Here is a 20,514-nt window from a genome sequence, read left to right on the forward strand (position 1 = left end):
ATAAAGATGAAGCTTGCGTTAATTAATGCAGAGAGTGGTAAGGGCGGCGGCCCAGCCACCATATGTGATGATATATATAAGAACTTTGTGGCTGAGGGCAACGAAGGACTGGCATGCTGGGCCAGACAGGCCAATGAAGGTGACGGAGTAAACCGCTACAAGATTGGCAATAAGATGGATCTGGCATGGCATCTGGTGGTATCCAGATTGTTTGATGCCCACGGACTTGGCTCTGTAATAGCTACAAAAAAGCTGGTTAAGAGATTAAAAGAATATGATCCGGACATTGTGAACCTTCACAACATCCACGGTTATTTTTGCAATTATAAAATACTGTTTGAGTATCTAAAAGAGGCTGATATTCCTGTAGTGTGGACACTGCATGACTGCTGGCCTTTTACAGGGCACTGCCCATATTTTGATCTGGCTGGTTGTGATAAATGGAAAACACAGTGTCATGATTGCCCAGAAAAGAAACGTTATCCAAAGTCAATTTGGATGGATCGTTCAAAACGTAATTACGAATTAAAGAAAGAGCTCTTTGCTGGAATCAGTAAGAACCTTACGCTGGTGGCACCATCAGCATGGCTTGGAGATTTGGCCAAGGAATCGTTCCTGAGGGATTGCAGAATAGAAGTCATAAACAATGGTATTGATTTGACTGTGTTTGCACCTTCAAAGGGAGATTTTAAAAAGTCTCATGGAATAGAAGATAAAAAGCTTGTTCTTGCACTTGCTTCGGAGTGGACGGTAAGAAAAGGCTTTGAAGATATCAAATATGTGGGGCAGCACCTTCCAGAGGATTATGTGCTGGCTATCGTGGGATTGCAGCCAGAGCAGGTGGCTGAGGTTCCAAAGGAGATTATCCCTATCACACGCACCAATAATGTGCAGCAGCTGATAGAGATTTATTCAGAGGCAGATGTGTTCGTGAACGCCTCAATAGAGGATAATTTTCCTACCACTATATTAGAATCGCTGGCCTGCGGCACACCTGTAGTCACATACGATACAGGCGGATGCAGGGAAGAGATAAATGAAGACTGCGGTATCCTTGTGGAGAAGTACAACAAGGAAGGCCTTTTAGAGGGGATAAAGGCTATGGGTACTAAGACAGAGGAGCGAAGCAAGGCTTGTCTGAATAAGGTGCAGCAGTTTGAAAAGAAGAAGATGTACGATAAGTATAATATTTTATTTGGGGAGTTAGTTGAGAAGAAGGTTAGTCAAAAATCATAGGATATATTTCTAAAAGATATAAAAGGAGTTTTTCTAATGCTGAAAAAAATCAAGTATAGTTTATTATATCTGATATTATTTATACCAATCTGTTTTTCTATTTTTTATTCAGTTCCAGCAAGTGATGATTTTGGAAATGCTATTAGAACAGACAAAACAAGTACATTTATACAGGCTGTAGTTTATGCATATCAATTATGGGCTACATGGTGTGGACGTTGGGTTAATACCTTTTTAGCAAAATTATTAAATCCTTTAAATAGTCATGTTCACCTTGGACACAATTATGGTCTTTTTATGATAGTAGTTTTCATAGTTACTACTGTCGTGATAATTTTTGGATTGAAGGTGTGCGTTGAAAGAGTGCTTGGAAAAGAGTCAAAGTATGTATCACTTGTTACATTTCTTATTATGACAATTTTCTTAAGTACCAATTATTATAGTGAGTGTTATAACTGGTTTAATGGTGCAATGGTGTATTCTGTTCCTATGTCATTTGTGGTATTGGCTGTTGCTGCAATGATTAAATATGCAGAATCGGGATACAAAAGCACGTTACATTATGTGTTAATCATTGTATTTGGATTCTTTGCAGCCACAATAGAATATTGTGATGTGGCATTAGGAATTACATATGTATATTTTATTTATTATTGTGACTTAGAGGAGAGATTAAAAGAAGAGCCTCGAAAAAAGATAAAGAATATTGCTCCTCTTTTAGTGTATATAATTCTCGGTGTATCTTCAGTTTTTGCACCAGGAAATAAGATTAGACAGGGATATTATGAATTAGATCTTTCTATCTCAAAATCTTTTATTCAGTATATTAAGGATATTGTTATAAGAATTCAGGACCTAATAGTTGACCATCCGTTAGCTGTATTAATATTTACAATATTGATATTTATAGGAATTCTATCAAATAGCGAACATGAGCAGGTTAAGAGAATACCTGAGACAATTATTTTGTTTATTATTATCATAACAGGAGCTATATACCCATACATTTATGCAAGGGCATTTGATACAACTTATTTAGATATAAGAATGGAGTATATTTTTGATTTCTGTCTACATGTTTCACTAGGGGTTTTGTGTGTAATGCTGGGAAAGTACTTAAGCTATCGATTCAAATTTGAATTTGATTCAAAAAATAAATTGATGGTAATAACAGCATTGATATTATTCGCTTATGTTTCTATCATTCAGAATTATGCATATTTAAATATAGTTCAGATTGATATATTGAGAAACAGGGGGATAATAACTGAGAGCTTTAATTATTGGGATGATGTTTTGAAGGAAATAGAAGCATCAACTGAAGATGATGTGATAATAGAAAGAGACTATGTCCCAGAATGGAGTAGATATTTTCTTTCAGTAGGAATACAAAATGGTGAAGTCTTTGATGTAAGTTCTGATAAGGTTTATGATGAAGAACGAATTATGCCAAATGTTTATTATGGTAAAAAATCAATTCAGATGAAAATAGCTGAATAACATTTTCAACTATGATTGTCAATCTGAAAGTGGCTCAGTTTCAGATTAGCATTTATATTTCAACAAGGTTAAAAAAGGGTAAAATAAATGAACTTGATTAGTAAGGTTAAACATATTAATAGATTTAAAGGCTTATTATTTGCCGGATATATTTGCTTAATATTACCGATATTATTTAGTATGTTTTATTCGGTACCGGCATCTGATGACTTTATATATGGTTCATTTGTATCTTCTAATAACGTGTTTATAAATGCTTTGGAATATGTAAAACATACATATTTTCAGGGTAGTTGTAGATGGCTTATATTCTTCTTGCAAAAATGTATTAACCCTTTGAACTTGTATTCAAAATGGCATATACACTTAGGGCATATTTATGGAGTGAGTGTAATTATTGTTTTTGCTATTTCTATGTATGTAATAATATATAGTATTAAATTTATTGTTGACTTGTTAGTTGTTGGCGAAAAAAATAAAGAGATAATTACATTTCTCATAGTAGCAGTACTTTTGTCTACCTACTATTATAGTGAGGTATATAATTGGTACACAGGTGGCACTGCATATGCTATTCCGTTTTCTGTTACAATGCTACTTTATGTTACAATAATAAAATACTTTAAATTGGGAAAACAAAAAAAAGATTACATAATGTTGTTTGTAGTGGGGATATTGCCTGCTACAAACGAATTTTTGTGTGTACCGATAGGAATAATTTATTTATATTATTATTTAATTGATTATAAAGGTTTTACAGATAAACATGAGAGGTTGAAAAACATCGTACCTCTTTTATTCTACATTGTTATGGGATCAACTGTAGTTTTTGCACCCGGTACATTTGCGCGTCGTGATTTGGGTAATATTACAGTTCCAATGTGGAGATTGGTTATGCAGGCTATTATAAATCCTATTGTTAGGGTGAAAGATATAATAACAACACACCCATTAGCTATAATATTGTTTGTGCTTATTTTCTTTTACGGAATTAAGACTAGAAAAGATAAATCGCATAATATAATAATTTATATGATAATATTTGCTATTGGTGTTATAGGAGCAATACTTCCTTATTGTTTGGGTAAAGGAAATACAAACACATACATGGATGTAAGAGTATATTATCTTATGGATTATTTGTTACTGTTGAGTATGTGTTTTATCGTATTGATGATTGGCCAGAATTTTGCATTAAAGTATGATATTAAGCTTGATAAAATAACATCAATACGTTGGGGAATATTAATTATGATGTTCTCTTATTTATTGTTAGTTCCACAGAGCTTATATCTTAAAATTCCGCAGATAGATATTGTTAAAAAATCAGGACTGATTAGAGAAAGCTATGCTATGTGGGATGGAATATTGTCTGAGATAGAGAATAGTGATGAAGATAATGTAGTACTTGTACGAGATAAAGCGTTAGAATGGTCACCATATTTCTTATACGTTGGATTGGAACCAGACAATGTATATGATCAATCTTTTGATTCTATAACTCCTATAGATGAAATAATGATTAATGTATTTTATAAAAAGAAATCAATTGAGTTAAAGTATACTGAGTAAAATGAGGTATTAGGTATTTATGAAAGTAGTAATTTTAGCAGGAGGATATGGAACTCGTATATCCGAGGAATCTCAATTTAAACCTAAGCCAATGATTGAAATTGGGGAAAAACCTATACTTTGGCATATTATGAAAGAGTATTCATATTATGGATATAATGAGTTTATAATTTGCGCAGGTTATAAACAGCACATAATAAAAGAATGGTTTGCCGACTATTTTATTCATAATAGTGATATTACATTTGATTATACAAATGGTACGTCTGATATGATTGTTCATGAGTCACATATGGAACCATGGAAGGTTACGGTAGTGGACACTGGTCTTAATACTATGACCGGTGGTCGTATCAAACGTATTCAAAAATATGTAGGAAATGAACTATTCCTTATGACTTATGGCGATGGTGTCTGTGATGTAGATATTAAGAAATTGGTGGAGTTTCATAAGGAACATGGTAAGCTTGCCACGCTTACTGCAGTGCTTCAGGATCAGTCAAAGGGTGTTTTAGATATAGGTGGTGATAACGCTGTAAAGTCATTCCGTGAGAAGAAGTTATCTGATGGCGCACCAATAAACGCAGGATATATGGTTTTAAATCCAGAAGTGTTTAATTACATTGAAGGTGATCAGACTGTGTTTGAGAAAGAACCTTTAGAGAAACTTGCAAATGAAGGTCAGCTTATGAGCTATATGCATAGAGGTTTTTGGCAGTGTATGGATAACATTCGAGAAAAACAACAGTTGGAAAAACTTCTTGCAGCAGGCAAAGCACCATGGAAGAAATGGGAAGATTAGTAATTAGTTAGAAACGAGGAATAAAAATGTCTAATTGGAATAATGAAGCAGAAGCAAGAGAACAGATAAAGGCTCTTGTAGCAGATTATTATCATGATTTTAAGGAACCAAAGGAATCTAAGGAGAACTTTAAACCTGGTGACCGTATAAGTTACGCGAGCCGTGTATATGATGAGAAAGAGATGCAGTCTCTTACAGATGCAATGCTTGATTTCTGGCTTACAACAGGTCGTTTTTCTGACCAGTTTGAGAAAGAGTTTGCTCAGTGGATTGGAGTAAAATTCGCTCATCTTGTAAATTCTGGTTCTTCTGCAAATCTTATTGCATTTATGACTCTTACTGCGCCAGAACTTGGAGATAGACAGATTAAGAGAGGTGATGAGGTAATCACTGTTGCAGCTGGATTTCCTACTACAGTTACACCAATGATTCAGTATGGAGCTGTTCCTGTTTTTGTAGATGTAACAGTTCCTCAGTACAATATTGATGTTACAAAACTTGAGGCAGCTTTAAGCTCTAAAACAAAGGCTGTAATGATTGCCCATACTCTTGGCAATCCATTTGATTTGAAGGCTGTGAAGGCATTCTGTGACAAGCACAACTTATGGCTTGTAGAGGATAACTGTGATGCCCTTGGAACAAAGTATACAATTGATGGTGAGACAAGATTCTCAGGTACTTGGGGAGATATCGGAACATCATCATTCTATCCACCACATCATATGACAATGGGTGAAGGTGGTTGTGTTTATACAAACAATCCACAGCTTCACAGATTTATTCTCTCATTCAGAGATTGGGGACGTGATTGTATCTGCCCATCAGGACAGGATGATTTCTGTGGTCACAGATATGACGGTCAGTATGGCCAGCTTCCACAGGGATATGATCATAAATATGTTTATAGTCACTTTGGATATAATCTTAAGGTAACTGATTTGCAGGCAGCAGTTGGTGTGGAACAGCTTAAAAAATTCCCAACCTTTATTGAGAGACGTCGTCATAACTGGGCTCGTTTACACGATGCACTTGCAAATAGCTCAGTGGCAGATAAGATTATTCTTCCTGAGCCAGCAGAGAATTCAGAGCCTAGCTGGTTTGGTTTCTTAGTTTCAGTAAAACCAGAGAGTGGTGTTAAGAGAAATGATGTAACAAAGTATATCGAGGAACATAACGTTCAGACTAGACTTCTTTTCTCTGGAAATCTCATTAAGCATCCATGCTTCGATCAGATTCGTGGTACAGATGCATACAGAGTGGTTGGAGAACTTGAGAATACAGAATACATTATGAATAATACATTCTGGGTAGGTGTATACCCAGGTATGACAGATGATATGATTGATTATATGGCTCAGGTAATTGAAGAGGCTGTAAATCAGTAGATCAATAGGGATGTAAAATTGAAAGTATCAGATTATATTGTTGAATTTTTAATAGACAGAGGAATAGAGCATGTATTTGGGTATCCAGGTGGAATGGTTACTCATTTAATGGATTCCTTTAGTAAATATCAAGATCAAATATCAGCGCATGTTACTTACCATGAGCAAGGTGCTGCTTTTGCAGCATGTGGATATGCTCAAATTAGTGGTAAAACAGGAATTGCATATGCGACTAGTGGTCCAGGTGCGACTAATTTAATCACTGGGATATGCAATGCTTATATGGATTCAATCCCAACAGTATTTATTACAGGGCAGGTTAATTCATTTGAGCAAAAGGAAAACATGAATGTTCGGCAAAGAGGATTTCAAGAAACTGATATTGTTTCAATGGTTTCACAGTGTACAAAGTACTCCGCTAGAGTTAATAGCCCTGAGCTAATCAAGTATGAATTAGAAAAGGCATTCTTTATTGCTAATGAAGGTCGTAAGGGACCGGTGCTTTTGGATGTGGCTATGGATGTGACTAGAGGTGATATTGAACCTGGAAAATTGCAACCATATAATGTTCAAAAAGAGATTAAAAAATCGATTGATAAGGCAACGTTAAAGAATATTGAAAAAGAAATAAAAAGTGCACAAAGACCAGTGTTGGTCATTGGCAACGGTCTGGAACGAAAAGATAAGAATTTTGAATATATAAAATCTATGGGCATTCCCGTTGTATCATCAATGCTAGCTGTGGATTGTGCAGCTGGTTTAGAAAATTATTATGGATTCATTGGCGCATATGGTGATAGAACAGCTAATTTTATAGTAGCCAAAAGTGATTTAGTAATTGCGGTAGGTTCGCGACTTGATATACGACAGGTTGGCGCAAAACGAATGAATTTTGCACCAACGGCCAATTTGATTAGAATCGATATTGATACTGGAGAACTGGAATATAAGGTTCATAATGATGAGTTACCAGTCGTTGCCGATTCAGAGCTGGCTATTGAACAAATATCTGAAGTATTTGAAAATCAGAAAGATAAATACAATAATTGGATTTCAATATGTGAAGAAATCAAATGTAAACTTTTTGGCATGGATAATAGGTTACCAAATCAATTTGTTAGTAAAATTAGTGAATATATTGATGGAGAATCTGTAATAACGACCGATGTGGGGCAAAATCAGGTTTGGGTAGCACAGTCATTTAACCTCAAAGTTGGACAGCGAATACTATTTTCAGGTGGACATGGTGCAATGGGGTATTCTTTACCTGCAGCTATAGGTGCATGCTATGGTGCTAACAAAAAAGTATATTCTTTTAATGGAGATGGTGGTATTCAAATGAATATACAGGAGCTTCAGACTGTATGTAGAGATAAATTGCCAGTAAAGATATTTGTTTTTAATAACAATGCTCTTGGTATGATTAGACATTTTCAGGAGATGTACTTTAATAATAATTTTTTTCAAACTGTGGACGAAGGTGGTTTTTCTTCACCAAACTTCGAAGGTATCGCAGGCGCATATGGGTTGAAATATTATTGTATTTCTAAAATAGGACAGGTAGATGCTGTAAAAGAAGCGTTGAATGATGATTACCCATGTTTGTTTGAAATAAAAATAAATGAGAATACATATGTATTCCCTAAACTTGAATTTGGAAAACCAAATCAAGATCAAGAACCACTAATAGATAGAAATCTATTTGAAGAATTAATGAGGTTGTAGATGCGAGTGGTTGTAACTGGTGCCACAAGTATGTTAGGCGTGGCACTGATTAAAGAATGCATTGAAAATAAGAATACAGTACTTGCTATAGTACGAGAAGGAAGTAGTCGTTTAGCAAGACTTCCTGAGTCTGAATACCTACAGGTTGAATATGCGGATTTGGATGGTCTTGATTCTTTTCAGGGTGATGGAACACCTTATGATGTGTTTTACCATTTCGCATGGGGACACACTAATAAGGCTGAAAGAGATTATCCACTTGCGCAGGAGGATAATATTCGCACTACATTAAAGGCTGTAGAGCTGGCAAACAAATTAGGCTGTAAGAGATTTGTGGGGGCTGGTTCTCAGGCAGAATATGGTGGATGTGAAGGTATTATTTCAGAAGAGACGGTTCCACATCCAGTCACATCATATGGGATTGCAAAATATTCTGCAAATATGCTTAGTAAAAGAATGTGTGAACAGCTTGGAATAAAGCATATCTGGGCAAGAATATTCAGTGTATATGGTTGCTATGATAATGAGGGCACCATGATTAATTATGGTATTGACAAGTTCCTTAAAGGAGAAGAGGCAAACTTCTCAGCAGGACTTCAGACATGGAATTATTTATTTGAGTCTGATGCGGGAAGAATGTTCTATTTACTGGGAAGTAAAGATATTGATGCTGGTATATATCATGTGGCAGGGAATGAATCCAAGCCATTACGACAGTTTATTGAAAGTATCAGCAATCAATTCGTAAATGCGAAGTGTAATTTTGCTGAGCCAGGAGATACAGTAGTATACGGAATAGAGCCAGATACAAAAAAGAGCTATTCAAATCTGGGGTTCACTCCGGCAGTATCCTTCGAAGAAGGAATTAAGAAAGTAATTGAGTTTAGAAGATAATATACGGAGTATGAGATGAAGAAGATAAGCATTGTAGTGCCTACTTTTAATGAAGAAGAAAATGTCAAGCCATTGTCAGAGGCTATTATAGAGGAGTTTGAGAAAGAGCTCACCAATTATGATTACGAAATCATTTTTATAGATAATGATTCAAGTGATAATACAAGAGCCATACTTCGCGCAATGACTTCAAATAATAAAAAGATAAAGGCAATCTTTAATGCAAAGAATTTTGGGCAGTTTAATTCACCATACTATGGATTGTTACAGTCTACAGGAGATGCCACTGTTTTAATGTGTGCAGATTTTCAGGATCCTATAGATATGCTTCCAAAATTTATTGCTGAATGGGAAAATGGTTATCGAATTGTAATTGGACAGAAGGTTACAAGTAAAGAAAATAAAATTATGTATGCCTTTCGTTCTTTATATTATAAAACTATCAAGAAATTCTCAGATGTAGAACAGATAGAGCATTTTACCGGTTTTGGTTTATATGACAAAGATTTTATACAGGTTCTTAGAGAACTGAAAGATCCAACACCATTCCTTAGGGGAATTGTGGCAGAACTTGGATTTAGACGAAAAGAAATACCATATGAACAACAGCTTAGAAGAGCAGGTAAGACCAGTAATAATTTCTATAGACTGTTTGATGCGGCTATGCTTGGATTTACTTCATATACAAAGGTTGGGTTAAGATTAGCCACTTTTGTTGGTGCAGGAGTAGCTGGAATTAGTTTTATTATTGCTATAATATATTTAGTATTAAAGCTATTGTATTGGGATAGATTTGTGGCAGGAACTGCACCAATACTTATTGGAATGTTTTTCCTTGGAAGTATACAGCTCATTTTTTTAGGGTTCATGGGCGAATATATACTCAGCATGAATCAACGTATTATGAATAGACCTCTAGTTATTGAGGAGGAAAGAATCAATTTTTAACATTAAGTAAATCATAAAGTAAATGCTTAAAGTGGGATGAAGGTGTTATGCAATTTAATTCTGTAGAATTTGGGGTGTTTTTTCCGTTAGTACTAGTAGTATATTTCTTAATTCCAAGAAAAATAAGGAGTATTTGGCTTTTAATTGCCAGTTATTACTTTTATATGAGCTGGAAGGATACTATGCCTTACAAATATCCTGCAAGAATTGAAAATAAATTAACAAATATGTTTGCAGCCATAACCTCGAAATTAACAATTAACCCTGTGATATTTATCTTGGCATGGCGAACAGGTATTTATACGTTGTTTTTATTAGGGGATATAGTGTATGCCTTATTAAAGGGGAGAGGATTAAGTTTGATTGTTTTTATTCCTGCTATATTTAATGTCTTTGCTTTATATGCTGCATCTGGCTGGAGTGATTACCGTTATTATTGGCCAATAGCAGTAATGACAATTTTCATTTTCCCGTTTATGAATATTTATCTAAGAGAAGAGTGAGCTGAAAAACTCCACTGTCCGATTGGACAGTGGAGAATAATATTGAAAATATTAATAATCAAATTTGAACATTCTATACTGTGAAGATGTCTCGTCATCATGGGCGCCAATCATAAATTGAGCATAGGCGACGATAACAGTATCATATTCATTTTTTAAAATATAATTTCTTAGACTAAATGAGTCATCGAACTTTCTCATAATTAACGAATGAACTTCATGTACCCCAAGTGATAAAAATGGTTGTGTAACATGTTCATATGAATCACCTATTATAAGAATTTTTCCATTTGCAACATTGTTATTTATACAATCTATCCGATCATAGGAATAATGCCATGTGATTGAATCATAAATATCGTTGTTTGGTTTATATATGGATTCGTCGATGAAACTATCAAAAGTCCCGTCGCATACTGTACCATCTGTTTTAATGAATACGTAACTTGTAGGAAAAGTAGGTTTGACTTCAATATAGTTGTCTAATCCTACATATGGTGCACCGACTTTTCGACCTTGTTCACCTAGCCAACAATTTTTCCATTCTTTTGTAACATAATTCTCATCATTATAAATAGATAAATCGATGTTGTAGCCGTAGTCATCATTAAGTTTTTGGGCTATGATTTTTGTTGCCCATAAACCAGCAGGAACAGTCCAGTGATGATCAGTTCTATAAAATAAATCCTGAATGTTTAGACCTTCAGACTTAATATTATCACGAAGATCTAAAGTGTTTATATTTGCCTCGTGTATTCGACTTAGAAATTTATCTGCATTTCTATTACTATATGTTTCGATTCCGAATTCGTTAAGAAATAGATTGTCATCTATATATTTTGTAGGTTCGTTTACATATAGAAATTGAATTCCGTTTTCTTCAAGAAAATCTCTAAGGGCCACTGTTTCATCATATTCGTAATCAGTGGTGGTATAGTTTGAAGGAGAAACTATATAATTATCATCAGTGACATAAATTCCGATATTGCTATAAAAACCTTGCATTCCGAGGATTCCTGCCATGGCTCCATTAAGGTTTAAATATTTATTTTTAAGATATATATTCGATGAAAATTCACTCTCTAATGAATCTACAGTTATTGACTCACTTGTTAGCTTTTCTTGCCCTAAATAAGACAATAAATATTGTATTCTAAGATAGGAATTACTTCTTATGAATTCTATAACTAATATAAATATAAAGAACATTGCGAAGACACGTTTTATATTATTCTTATGTTTAAACATGGTTCCTCCTAAAAATTGGCATATGCGAATGGATTATTTTGGCCAGCAATTATAAATGAAATTGCCCATAAAAATGAAATAAATATGATGGTATTTTCAATAATGTCAAAAGTTCGAGCTGGTACTTCTTTAGTAATCATTTTATTTTTAATCCAAGGGACGATAGGGAAACAGAATATGATGGCAACAACGATAAAGAAAATGTAATCCTTAAATAAAAATTTAGCTCTTAGAGTAGCTAATTCATTATTTTGGTATACAATCATATGCTTAATATATTCTAATCCTGTATCGATATTTTTTGAATTAAACATGACCCATTGAAAATTAATAAAAAGCAGTGTGAATAGCCTATATAGTCCTTTTCCAATAATTGTCTTGAAACGATTAGGCAGACCGGTAAGTTTTTCAAAGGAAATGAGTATAAAATATCCCATACCCCACCAAATAAAATTCCATGCAGCACCATGCCAAATACCAGTTAACACCCAGACAACAAAGAGATTAAAATAAACTAAAATATGGTGTTTGTTTCTAGAACCACCCATAGGAATGTAGATGTAATCCCTAAACCATTCACTGAGAGATATATGCCACCTTCTCCAAAATTTTGAAACGGATTCTGTCATGTATGGATAGTTAAAGTTCTCTGTACAAGAGTACCCAAACATTTCAGTGATTCCAATTGCCATATCTGAATAGCCTGTGAAATCAAAGAATAATTGTAATGAATAACAAATAGAACCAAGCCATAGATAGTAAGTTGAGCATTCACTTACTGGTTTGCTAAAGACCTCATCGGTAATGTTTGCTAATACATTTGCAATGAGAACTTTTTTGTTAAAACCGAGCATAAATCTTATAGCTCCATTGGAAAAAGAATCTTTTATATTGCAATCTAATCTTTTAAAATCTCCATATCTTGTGATTGGACCAGACTGTATCTGAGAGAAAATAGATAGATACAAAAAATCATGTATAGCTTCGGTATCTAGTATGGATTTTCCTGAGTAAATATCTGCAAGGTATGAAATTGCCTTAAAGGTGTAGAAACTAATGCCTAGTGGCAAAAGTAATTCACGTGCTTTAAAATCTATTCCGGTAAGCTGTGACAATGTTGAACCAGCAAAATTAAAGTATTTATAATAGAAAAGTATGCCAGTATTAATTGAAATTCCTAAAACTAATAGAAGAGTTTTGAGTTTTGACTTATCCATTTTTTGCATGATACGTCCAATTAATACAGTGGCAGTTATTGAACTTAGAAATAAAACAAGAAAATAAATTGACCCCAATGAATAAAAAATTGAGCTAAAACCAAATAGCAAATATTCTTTAAATGAGTCCTTGGAAAAATAATAAAAAGATAAGGAAATTGGTAAAAAAACAAACAAAAATAATGTTGATGTAAAAGACATTATAATCCCCTTTCAAAAGGTTTATATATTAGGATAAATTTTGATTTAATAATCTATATAATTATATCATAAGGACTATTAAATATACCATGGCGTAGATTCAATATATAGAATAAAAAAAGTACTTATGATAAAATTATCCAGTGTAGTTAGATTTATAAAATGATATAAAATCAAGCATAGATAGGGTAGGAAGTAAAAAGGTGAATATAGTTTACAGCTTTATTTTTTGGTTTTCTTTAGTGCTTATGGTGGTGCTAATTAATCCAAATCTAAAAATCAACAGAATAAAAATTAATGAAGCCACAGCTAAGGAATGGCGAATAGGGCTTGCGCTGATGATTTACTTAATCATTGTGTGCTTACTACCTATGGATTTGTCTCCAAGTTATAATGGTCACCATAAAACTCAGAGACAGCAGTACGAACAGCAGGCCGAGGCATTTGCAGCAGGACATCTATATCTTGATTTGGAAGTGGACCCAAAGCTTGAAGCGATGGAAAATCCATATGACAGATGGGGCCGTGATGAGGTTGGTGCCAATTTTGAATACGACACAGCTTACTACAAAGGCCACTATTATATGTACTTTGGTGTGACACCTGTTGTATTGGTATATTTGCCATATTTGTTGATCACGGGACATTCGCTGTTAGGATTCAGAGGCACACAGATAATAGTAACCGTATTGATTTTTGCAATGTGTCTATTGTTTAAGAAGCTTGCGGACATATTCTTTAAAGAAATGAAATTTGGTAGTTACATTATGCTGTGTGCTACTATGTCTATCATTTCTGTTTGGTATGCAGTTGGAGCTCCATCGCTTTATACTGTTCCAAATGTAATGGGAATATGTGTGGAGCTGTTTAGTTTCTTCTTCTACTTGAAGGCAGTATATGATGACTGTAGTGAGAACAAGTCTATCGTATATGCGGTATTAGGAGGATTATTCGGAGCTTTAGCATTTGGCTGTAGACCTACTATCGCATTTGCGAATTTTTTCGCTATTCCTTTAGTAGTTACCTATTTTAGAAGACGAGGATTTTCTATAAAGTTATTGTTAAAGCTTTTATTCGTTGCTATACCATATGCAGTCTGTGGTGGATTGATTATGGCATACAACTATTTACGATTTGAGAATCCATTTGAGTTTGGCCAGTCTTACCAGCTTACTACTGAGGATCAGTCTCAGTACATGAGTATGCTTTCAAGACTTAATCTAAAAGAAGAGATACATGGAATAGTTCATTATTTTGTTATCTCATCAAGAGATATCAATTTACTTGAACTGGGAGCATTTGTATCATTCCCAATTCTTTTATTTATTGTATTTGCGATATTTAACAGTAAGACATTTGGCGAAATAAAAGAGGATAAGATGATTGCATCAGTAGTAACCCTTATCCTTATAAATATTTTTATAGCAGCTATGGATACCCTTTGGTCTCCATATTTCTGGCCAAGATATAGAATGGATATCTACTGGCTGGTAGGAGTACTTGCTTTTATAGCTATAGGTTATTGCTTTAGAGTATACGAGAATAGCAAAGCTCTTACAGTAGTAATCGCAGTACTTTGTGATATTTCAATTGCTATGTGTTTTTTGATGTGTATCTATCCATTCGATCATAATTTTACATTTGATTTTAATCTGACTGTTATGGATGTTGTGAAGAGTCTTGTAACTTTTGGAATGGTTCAGTAAGGAGATAATGCTTGGATAATAAAGGTTTAATAAAAAAATTATTCAAAGAGAAGAATTTCATAGCAATTTCATTAGTAATGATGGTATTACTTTTTAGTTTGCCAGCATTTAGAAGTGGTGTTTATCTGGGACATGATTTGGTGTTTCATCTGGGAAGAATACAGGTGATTGCAGCAGAGCTTAGGTCAGGTCAGTTTCCAGTAAGATATGAGCACGATGCATGGTTTGGGTACGGCTATATCAGTTCTACCATGTATCCTAATATTTTCATGTATTTTCCAGCTGTACTAAATATATTGGGAGTACCTCTTTTTAGAGCCTACAATATATATGTAATTGCGGTAAACATAGCCACAGTTGGAATATCATATTTTAGTTTTAAAAGGATTTTCAAAGAGAATAAGTGGGGGCTTTTAGGAACTCTCATTTATTCTTTTGCAGCTTATAGATTTTCTAATGTATATCAAAGAGCAGCAGTGGGAGAATACACAGCGATGGCATTTATCCCACTATTGGTATATGGCTTTTATAAGCTCTACTTTGAAGAAAAGGAAGAGCCAATATTCAAAAGAATAGCTCCTATAGTTATCGCAGCATTCGGTGTCTTACAGACACATATGCTTACTACAGAGATGCTTGCAATCTTTGTATTTATATTTGCTTTGGTTTATATCAAGAGAACGTTAAAGGTTTTCAAAGAACTAATGCTAAGTGTAGTAGTTATTCTGCTTACCAACGCTTTTTATCTAGTTCCATTTTTGCAGATATATCTTACAGAACATTTGAATATCAATACATCCATTACAAAGTTTGGTGTGGATGGTGAAGGATTGTATATCTCACAGTTTTTCAAACCTTTTTCGCAAGGTAGAGGAGCTGATTTGTCATGGTCGCCAAATCACGAGGAGTTTTTAGCTCTTGGAATCGGATTGGTAATCTGTGTGGTAGCTATGATTGCTCTAATAGTATTTTCAAAGAAACTAATTGTTGGTGAAAATGGGAAGAAACATTTTAAAGCTGCGCTTTTGATCTTTGGATTAGGACTACTAGCAGCATATGTATCGTCGATTTATTTCCCATGGAAAGCATTTGAGGGAGGCAGTTTTGTAGATAAGCTATTAAGCTCAATTCAGTTCCCATGGAGATATCTATCTATAATGAACATATGCTTCACTGTAGTGGGAGTTTATGCTATAAAAACATTTTCACAAAAGAAGAACTTATACAAGATTTCATTTGTACTATTTGGAGTTATAGCTTTTCTTCAGGCAGGAATATTTTTTAGATACCTGTCATATTCCAATGAGACATTTGCAGGTAATCATATGGATGGATGGCCTGGAGAAGCAGATAGTCTTTATCTTATAGATGGCACAGATAAGAAGATTATCGAAGAAGAGGGCGATAATGTGGAAATAGTGTTTGACGCGAACACTGTTACATTACCGAAATTTGGGTATAAAAATATGGTTGTTACTGATGATCAAACGGGAGAAGAGATTCAGTGGCAACTGGGAGATAATAATAGAATAGTAATAGCCAGCGAGGATTATTCCGAAGACATAACTGTGGATTATAAGATTCCATGGATATGGCATTTGAGCGAGTTGGTTTCACTTATATCTGTAGTAGGATATTTGGTTGTTGCTAGGGGAAAATAATAATTAATAGGGGGGACGGAGGTTATATGAAGAAGGGTGATAATTCACTTCAGTTATTAAACAAATATAGAGGAGAAATTATGGGTATTTCTGCTCTATGGATTTTTATTTTCCATATCTGGTTACCTGATTGGAACCTGCCAAAGTTATGGGTTTTAATTAGAACAATGGGCTATTCGGGAGTAGATGTATTCTTACTTATTTCTGGAATCGGAATGACATATGCTATAAAAAAACAGTCTATTCCTGTTTTTTATGTAAGAAGATTAAAACGATTGCTTCCTGCATATTTAATTGTAGGAGTTATACAAGCATTTATCTCGCCATGGAGTTTTGTTGGCTTTTTGGCTCATGTAAGTGGCTATAAATTTTACACGGTTGATTTATATAGTTTCTTGTGGTTTATTCCTGCAATTGGTACATATTATTTATTCTTTCCATGGTTTTATAAAATAGCTGAAAAGACAAAAGCACCTATTCATTTCTTTATAGATGTAATTGTTGTTTGGGCAATAGTAAGTCCACTAATAATAGGTACTCTTAGAGAAGATTTATTTATTCTTACAAATAGAATTCCTATTTTTATAATGGGAGTAATCTTTGGATTAATGATTCAGAATAAGGATATAGTAATTAGTAAGGCTGGCTGGATCACACTTATATTAATCAATATTCTGAGTGTATATTTAGCCTACTTAACAATTTACACGGATTACTTCTTGTTTGTTCCTTATTCAAGATTCTGTATACCATCATTCCTTACAGCAGTTTCGTTTGCACTTTTATTTGCTAAGATGTGTGATTTGCTGAGTAATTATGGAGAATCCAAATTCGTAAAAATTTCTAAGAAGATAATGGTGTTCTATGGTGCAATAAGTTTTGAGTTTTACTGTTTCCAAGAATTGCTGATAGATATTATTTTTAGTTATAGAGACGGAGAATTTTGGTGGGCTAAATTTATATCAGTGTTTATACTGGATACGCTACTGGCGGTTATTGTTAGTAAGGTGTTTACTTGGGTATTTGCTAAAGTTGAGAAAGGGCTGAAGCAGGTTAATTTAAATGGGGAAAACAGAAAATAGTACTGTATACTATTAACAAAAGTGCTCATTAACAAGGTACTAACAATAAGGTCGTAAAAAAGCAGGTATTATAAAAAAAAATAATATGAAATATGATAGAATGTTAGCTGTAAATCTTTTGTAAATGAAAAGTGTATTGAAATTACGTTGGAAAGTGTTATCATAGACTCACGGCCGTAGAGATTAATATCGATGAAGCTTGAGGGTATTTGTACTTTAATATTTATAAGACAAAACCACAAACAGCTTTATACGATGAAGATGAGATTCTATCAAATAAAAAAGCTATTGCACCGGTGCCCAGACTCATGTAAAACGGAGGAGGATATATCGATGGGCAAAAGTCCAAATGCTGCGGATATAACGAGAGCACTCGCTCTATTAGGTGGTGGAGCAAAAAAAAATGGCGGAGATGGAATGTTAGGTGGAATTAAGAATATCTTTGAAAAAGGAATTCTGATTGGCAGAAACTCACATCTCCAAGAACAAGATCAAAAGATTGATATAGAACAGACTAATGAAAAGATAGAAGATCAAGAGATATAAAGATTCTAAGGTTTGCAGTACCTCAAAACTGACAATATTTTTTCGGGCTTTCGGATGATTCGTTCGAAAGCCTGTTTTATTATAAATGTGGATTGGTTAGATTGCAATTACTAGTCGAAAGACTCTGGTCGTAAACGGTAAATAATGAGTACCGTAAGCGCCTAATAAAAAGGCGGCCCTCCTAAAATCTCTCGCACCCAAGCGAGGATTGCGAGGATGCGAGTATTTTACTCCAATTATCTTTTACATTTTTCAATTACATCCCGACGCCAAGGAGCAATTGTTTCCAACTGTTCATCACTCCAATCTTTCGATGGGCGCTGACTCAGGATATATTTGATGTATTCATAAATATTTAGTTCATGAGCTTTTGCCATTTCTACGATACTGGCACAATTGTTTGATGGAAGTTGCTGAACCACTGGTGGCTTTTCAGCAGGAAGTTCATCGACAATTTCAAGTTTCACGATATCTGGTTTTGAATCAATATGGTAATCTTCGGCATATGTTCTGTCAGGAACATTAGCTCCATCTCGTTTTAACTGTTTTACCCAGCTATAAAAGGTACTGCTCTGGATATCGTGCTTCTTGCACCACATGTAATCGGATAAGCCGCTGTTGCGGCATTCCATTACCATGTCAAATTTTTGTTGCTTAGTAAATTTGCTTCGCATAATAACAACCTCCATGTGTAGTGAAACACTCCACTTTGAATAATCTATTCGATATGGAGTAAATTGCTCCATATGAGTGAACTATATCGAATGATAATTGGAGTGAAATGCTCCATATATTTAGCTGTTATTATTATTTCAAAAGTGCCGCTGTCAGTCATGACGGTGGAACACTAAGCGCTTACTATAGGTCAACCCCACAAAGTAGAATAAATAGAATAATTGTGCTAGAATTGTAGTTGTGTCTTTTGTCACAACTACAATTTTTTTGTGGGATTTTAGGAGAGTATATGTTATGAAGCTATCTATAAAGAGTAGACAGTTGTTTTGGATAATTGTATTGCTGATATCGGTAGTGTCCTGCATTTTCCTAGGAGATATAGTAGGGGAAAGTGTATACTATTTTATTGATGGATTGGTAATTACATTTCTTTCGGTTATGTTATTTTTTAACATATATTCTTTGAAGGTTTCATCTAATATTAAAATTGTTATTTCTATAGGCGTTATATTCCGAGTATTGTTATTATTAATTGCCTCATTTAATATAGGGGGAATTGGGGCGTTTTTTAACTCTAGTGATCCGATGGATTTCTTGAGAGTGGGAACGGAATATTATCACGGCGATTATCATGATTATATTACAAACTATCCACATATAATTGAAATACTATTTAATATATTTGGGCCATATCAATTTGTTCCCAGACTTGTAAATATATTATGTTGGTATGCAGGAGTAATACTTATTTATTATTCGGCAGGCAAAAAACTCTATGGTATATTGGAGTTTTATTTAATTGGGTTTTATTGCCTTTTACCAATGCAATTGTGGGTAACGGTTTCCATTATGAGAGAAAGCATAATGGAACTTTTTTTGATGATTGGAGTTGTATACTTATATCGTTGGCATAAATCAGGGAAATTATGGTATCTAGTTATCGCAATTATAGTTACTGCACCGAGTGTGTGGCTACATGCGGGATGCATAGCCTTTTGGGGTACGGCTTTTTTGAGCTTTATATTTTGGAACGAAAGAAATTTAAAATGGAAGCTGGTTTCGATTAAGAGCGGAGTATTGATTATTCTTCTTCTGATGTCAGAAGTGATATATGAAAAAGTTTTAGCAAAGATATTTCCTGAGTATTGTTTGACACTTTCATTTTCAATAAAAGATTTTACCGATAGACCATATGTTGTTGGAAATTCTGATTATATTGTAGGTTCAGGGGTGGTATCAAGCCTATCTGAATTTGTGTTGAGTACAGTAAAAAGATGTTTTTATTTTTGGGTTTCTCCAACACCTAATTTTTGGAATAGCTTAAAAGATATTGTGGTGTTTTGTATAGATTCGCTACCTTGGGTGATTGTATTTTATATAATGTATAAATTAATAAAACATAAACAAGATAGTTTTGTGATTAATGGAGTAATACTAATATTAATGTATGCTTTGGTATACGCTTGGGGAACAAGAAATGCATTCACAGCAATTAGACATAGAGATATGTTATCTGGTCCGATTGTCATGATGATTATGTATAGTATTCCTGATATTTCCCAAAAGATTCATATTAAAAGGAATAGTGTAGCGAATGAGTACAGATAGGAGTG

17 protein-coding genes are annotated in these 20,514 nt (G+C 34.1%); 14 read left to right on the forward strand and 3 right to left on the reverse strand.

Features of this window, described 5'->3' with window-relative positions:
• Positions 1-6 precede the first annotated feature (6 nt).
• The 9 genes from G592_RS0102045 to G592_RS0102085 all read left to right on the forward strand — a co-directional run bounded on the left by G592_RS0102045 (position 7) and on the right by G592_RS0102085 (position 10,565).
• Positions 7-1,236, forward strand: coding sequence for a glycosyltransferase (locus G592_RS0102045; protein WP_028246338.1), 1,230 nt, complete (start codon positions 7-9; stop codon positions 1,234-1,236).
• Between the two features lie 36 nt (positions 1,237-1,272).
• Positions 1,273-2,736, forward strand: a complete 1,464-nt coding sequence (locus G592_RS0102050; RefSeq protein WP_028246339.1) for a hypothetical protein — start codon at positions 1,273-1,275, stop codon at positions 2,734-2,736.
• A gap of 87 nt (positions 2,737-2,823) precedes the next feature.
• On the forward strand, positions 2,824-4,308 hold the full coding sequence (locus G592_RS0102055) for a hypothetical protein (RefSeq protein WP_028246340.1): 1,485 nt from the start codon (positions 2,824-2,826) through the stop codon (positions 4,306-4,308).
• A 19-nt stretch (positions 4,309-4,327) separates the two neighbouring features.
• Complete coding sequence (gene rfbF, locus G592_RS0102060; protein WP_028246341.1) at positions 4,328-5,110, forward strand: glucose-1-phosphate cytidylyltransferase; 783 nt, start codon at positions 4,328-4,330, stop codon at positions 5,108-5,110.
• Between the two features lie 26 nt (positions 5,111-5,136).
• Complete coding sequence (gene rfbH, locus G592_RS0102065) at positions 5,137-6,495, forward strand: lipopolysaccharide biosynthesis protein RfbH (protein ID WP_028246342.1); 1,359 nt, start codon at positions 5,137-5,139, stop codon at positions 6,493-6,495.
• A gap of 18 nt (positions 6,496-6,513) precedes the next feature.
• Positions 6,514-8,220 (forward strand): thiamine pyrophosphate-binding protein, encoded by a 1,707-nt coding sequence (locus G592_RS0102070; RefSeq protein WP_028246343.1) that lies wholly within the window; start codon positions 6,514-6,516, stop codon positions 8,218-8,220.
• The gene (locus G592_RS0102075) at positions 8,221-9,114 is read left to right on the forward strand and encodes an NAD-dependent epimerase/dehydratase family protein (RefSeq protein WP_028246344.1); all 894 of its coding nucleotides are present in this window, start codon (positions 8,221-8,223) and stop codon (positions 9,112-9,114) included.
• A gap of 15 nt (positions 9,115-9,129) precedes the next feature.
• Entirely contained in the window at positions 9,130-10,062 is a 933-nt protein-coding gene (locus G592_RS0102080) for a glycosyltransferase family 2 protein (protein ID WP_028246345.1), read from the forward strand.
• A gap of 47 nt (positions 10,063-10,109) precedes the next feature.
• Complete coding sequence (locus tag G592_RS0102085; RefSeq protein ID WP_028246346.1) at positions 10,110-10,565, forward strand: hypothetical protein; 456 nt, start codon at positions 10,110-10,112, stop codon at positions 10,563-10,565.
• 51 nt (positions 10,566-10,616) lie between these two features.
• On the opposite strand, the gene G592_RS0102090 is transcribed toward G592_RS0102085, so the two are convergent.
• Complete coding sequence (locus tag G592_RS0102090; RefSeq protein ID WP_028246347.1) at positions 10,617-11,813, reverse strand: alginate O-acetyltransferase AlgX-related protein; 1,197 nt, start codon at positions 11,811-11,813, stop codon at positions 10,617-10,619.
• 8 nt (positions 11,814-11,821) lie between these two features.
• On the reverse strand, positions 11,822-13,231 hold the full coding sequence (locus tag G592_RS0102095) for an MBOAT family O-acyltransferase (RefSeq protein WP_028246348.1): 1,410 nt from the start codon (positions 13,229-13,231) through the stop codon (positions 11,822-11,824).
• Positions 13,232-13,434: 203 nt separating this feature from the next.
• Between G592_RS0102095 and G592_RS0102100 the strand changes: the two genes are divergently transcribed.
• The 4 genes from G592_RS0102100 (at position 13,435) to G592_RS0102115 (ending at position 18,226) form a co-directional block, all read left to right on the forward strand.
• Complete coding sequence (locus tag G592_RS0102100; RefSeq protein WP_028246349.1) at positions 13,435-14,937, forward strand: hypothetical protein; 1,503 nt, start codon at positions 13,435-13,437, stop codon at positions 14,935-14,937.
• A gap of 11 nt (positions 14,938-14,948) precedes the next feature.
• On the forward strand, positions 14,949-16,598 hold the full coding sequence (locus tag G592_RS0102105; protein ID WP_028246350.1) for a hypothetical protein: 1,650 nt from the start codon (positions 14,949-14,951) through the stop codon (positions 16,596-16,598).
• Positions 16,599-16,624: 26 nt separating this feature from the next.
• Positions 16,625-17,680, forward strand: coding sequence for an acyltransferase family protein (locus G592_RS0102110; RefSeq protein ID WP_028246351.1), 1,056 nt, complete (start codon positions 16,625-16,627; stop codon positions 17,678-17,680).
• 333 nt (positions 17,681-18,013) lie between these two features.
• Positions 18,014-18,226 carry a hypothetical protein gene (locus tag G592_RS0102115; protein ID WP_028246352.1) on the forward strand — a complete coding sequence of 71 codons (213 nt, stop codon included), beginning with the start codon at positions 18,014-18,016 and terminating at the stop codon, positions 18,224-18,226.
• A gap of 236 nt (positions 18,227-18,462) precedes the next feature.
• Here the strand turns inward: G592_RS0102115 and tnpA are convergent, their stop codons facing one another.
• Entirely contained in the window at positions 18,463-18,900 is a 438-nt protein-coding gene (gene tnpA / locus G592_RS18120; protein ID WP_420329240.1) for an IS66 family insertion sequence element accessory protein TnpA, read from the reverse strand.
• A gap of 295 nt (positions 18,901-19,195) precedes the next feature.
• Here tnpA and G592_RS0102130 point away from each other — a divergent pair, with 295 nt between their 5' ends.
• Entirely contained in the window at positions 19,196-20,509 is a 1,314-nt protein-coding gene (locus G592_RS0102130; protein WP_028246353.1) for a glycosyltransferase family 39 protein, read from the forward strand.
• Positions 20,510-20,514 lie beyond the last annotated feature (5 nt).

Origin of the sequence: Pseudobutyrivibrio ruminis CF1b (assembly GCF_000424005.1) — a bacterium.
Lineage (GTDB): Bacteria > Bacillota > Clostridia > Lachnospirales > Lachnospiraceae > Pseudobutyrivibrio > Pseudobutyrivibrio ruminis_C.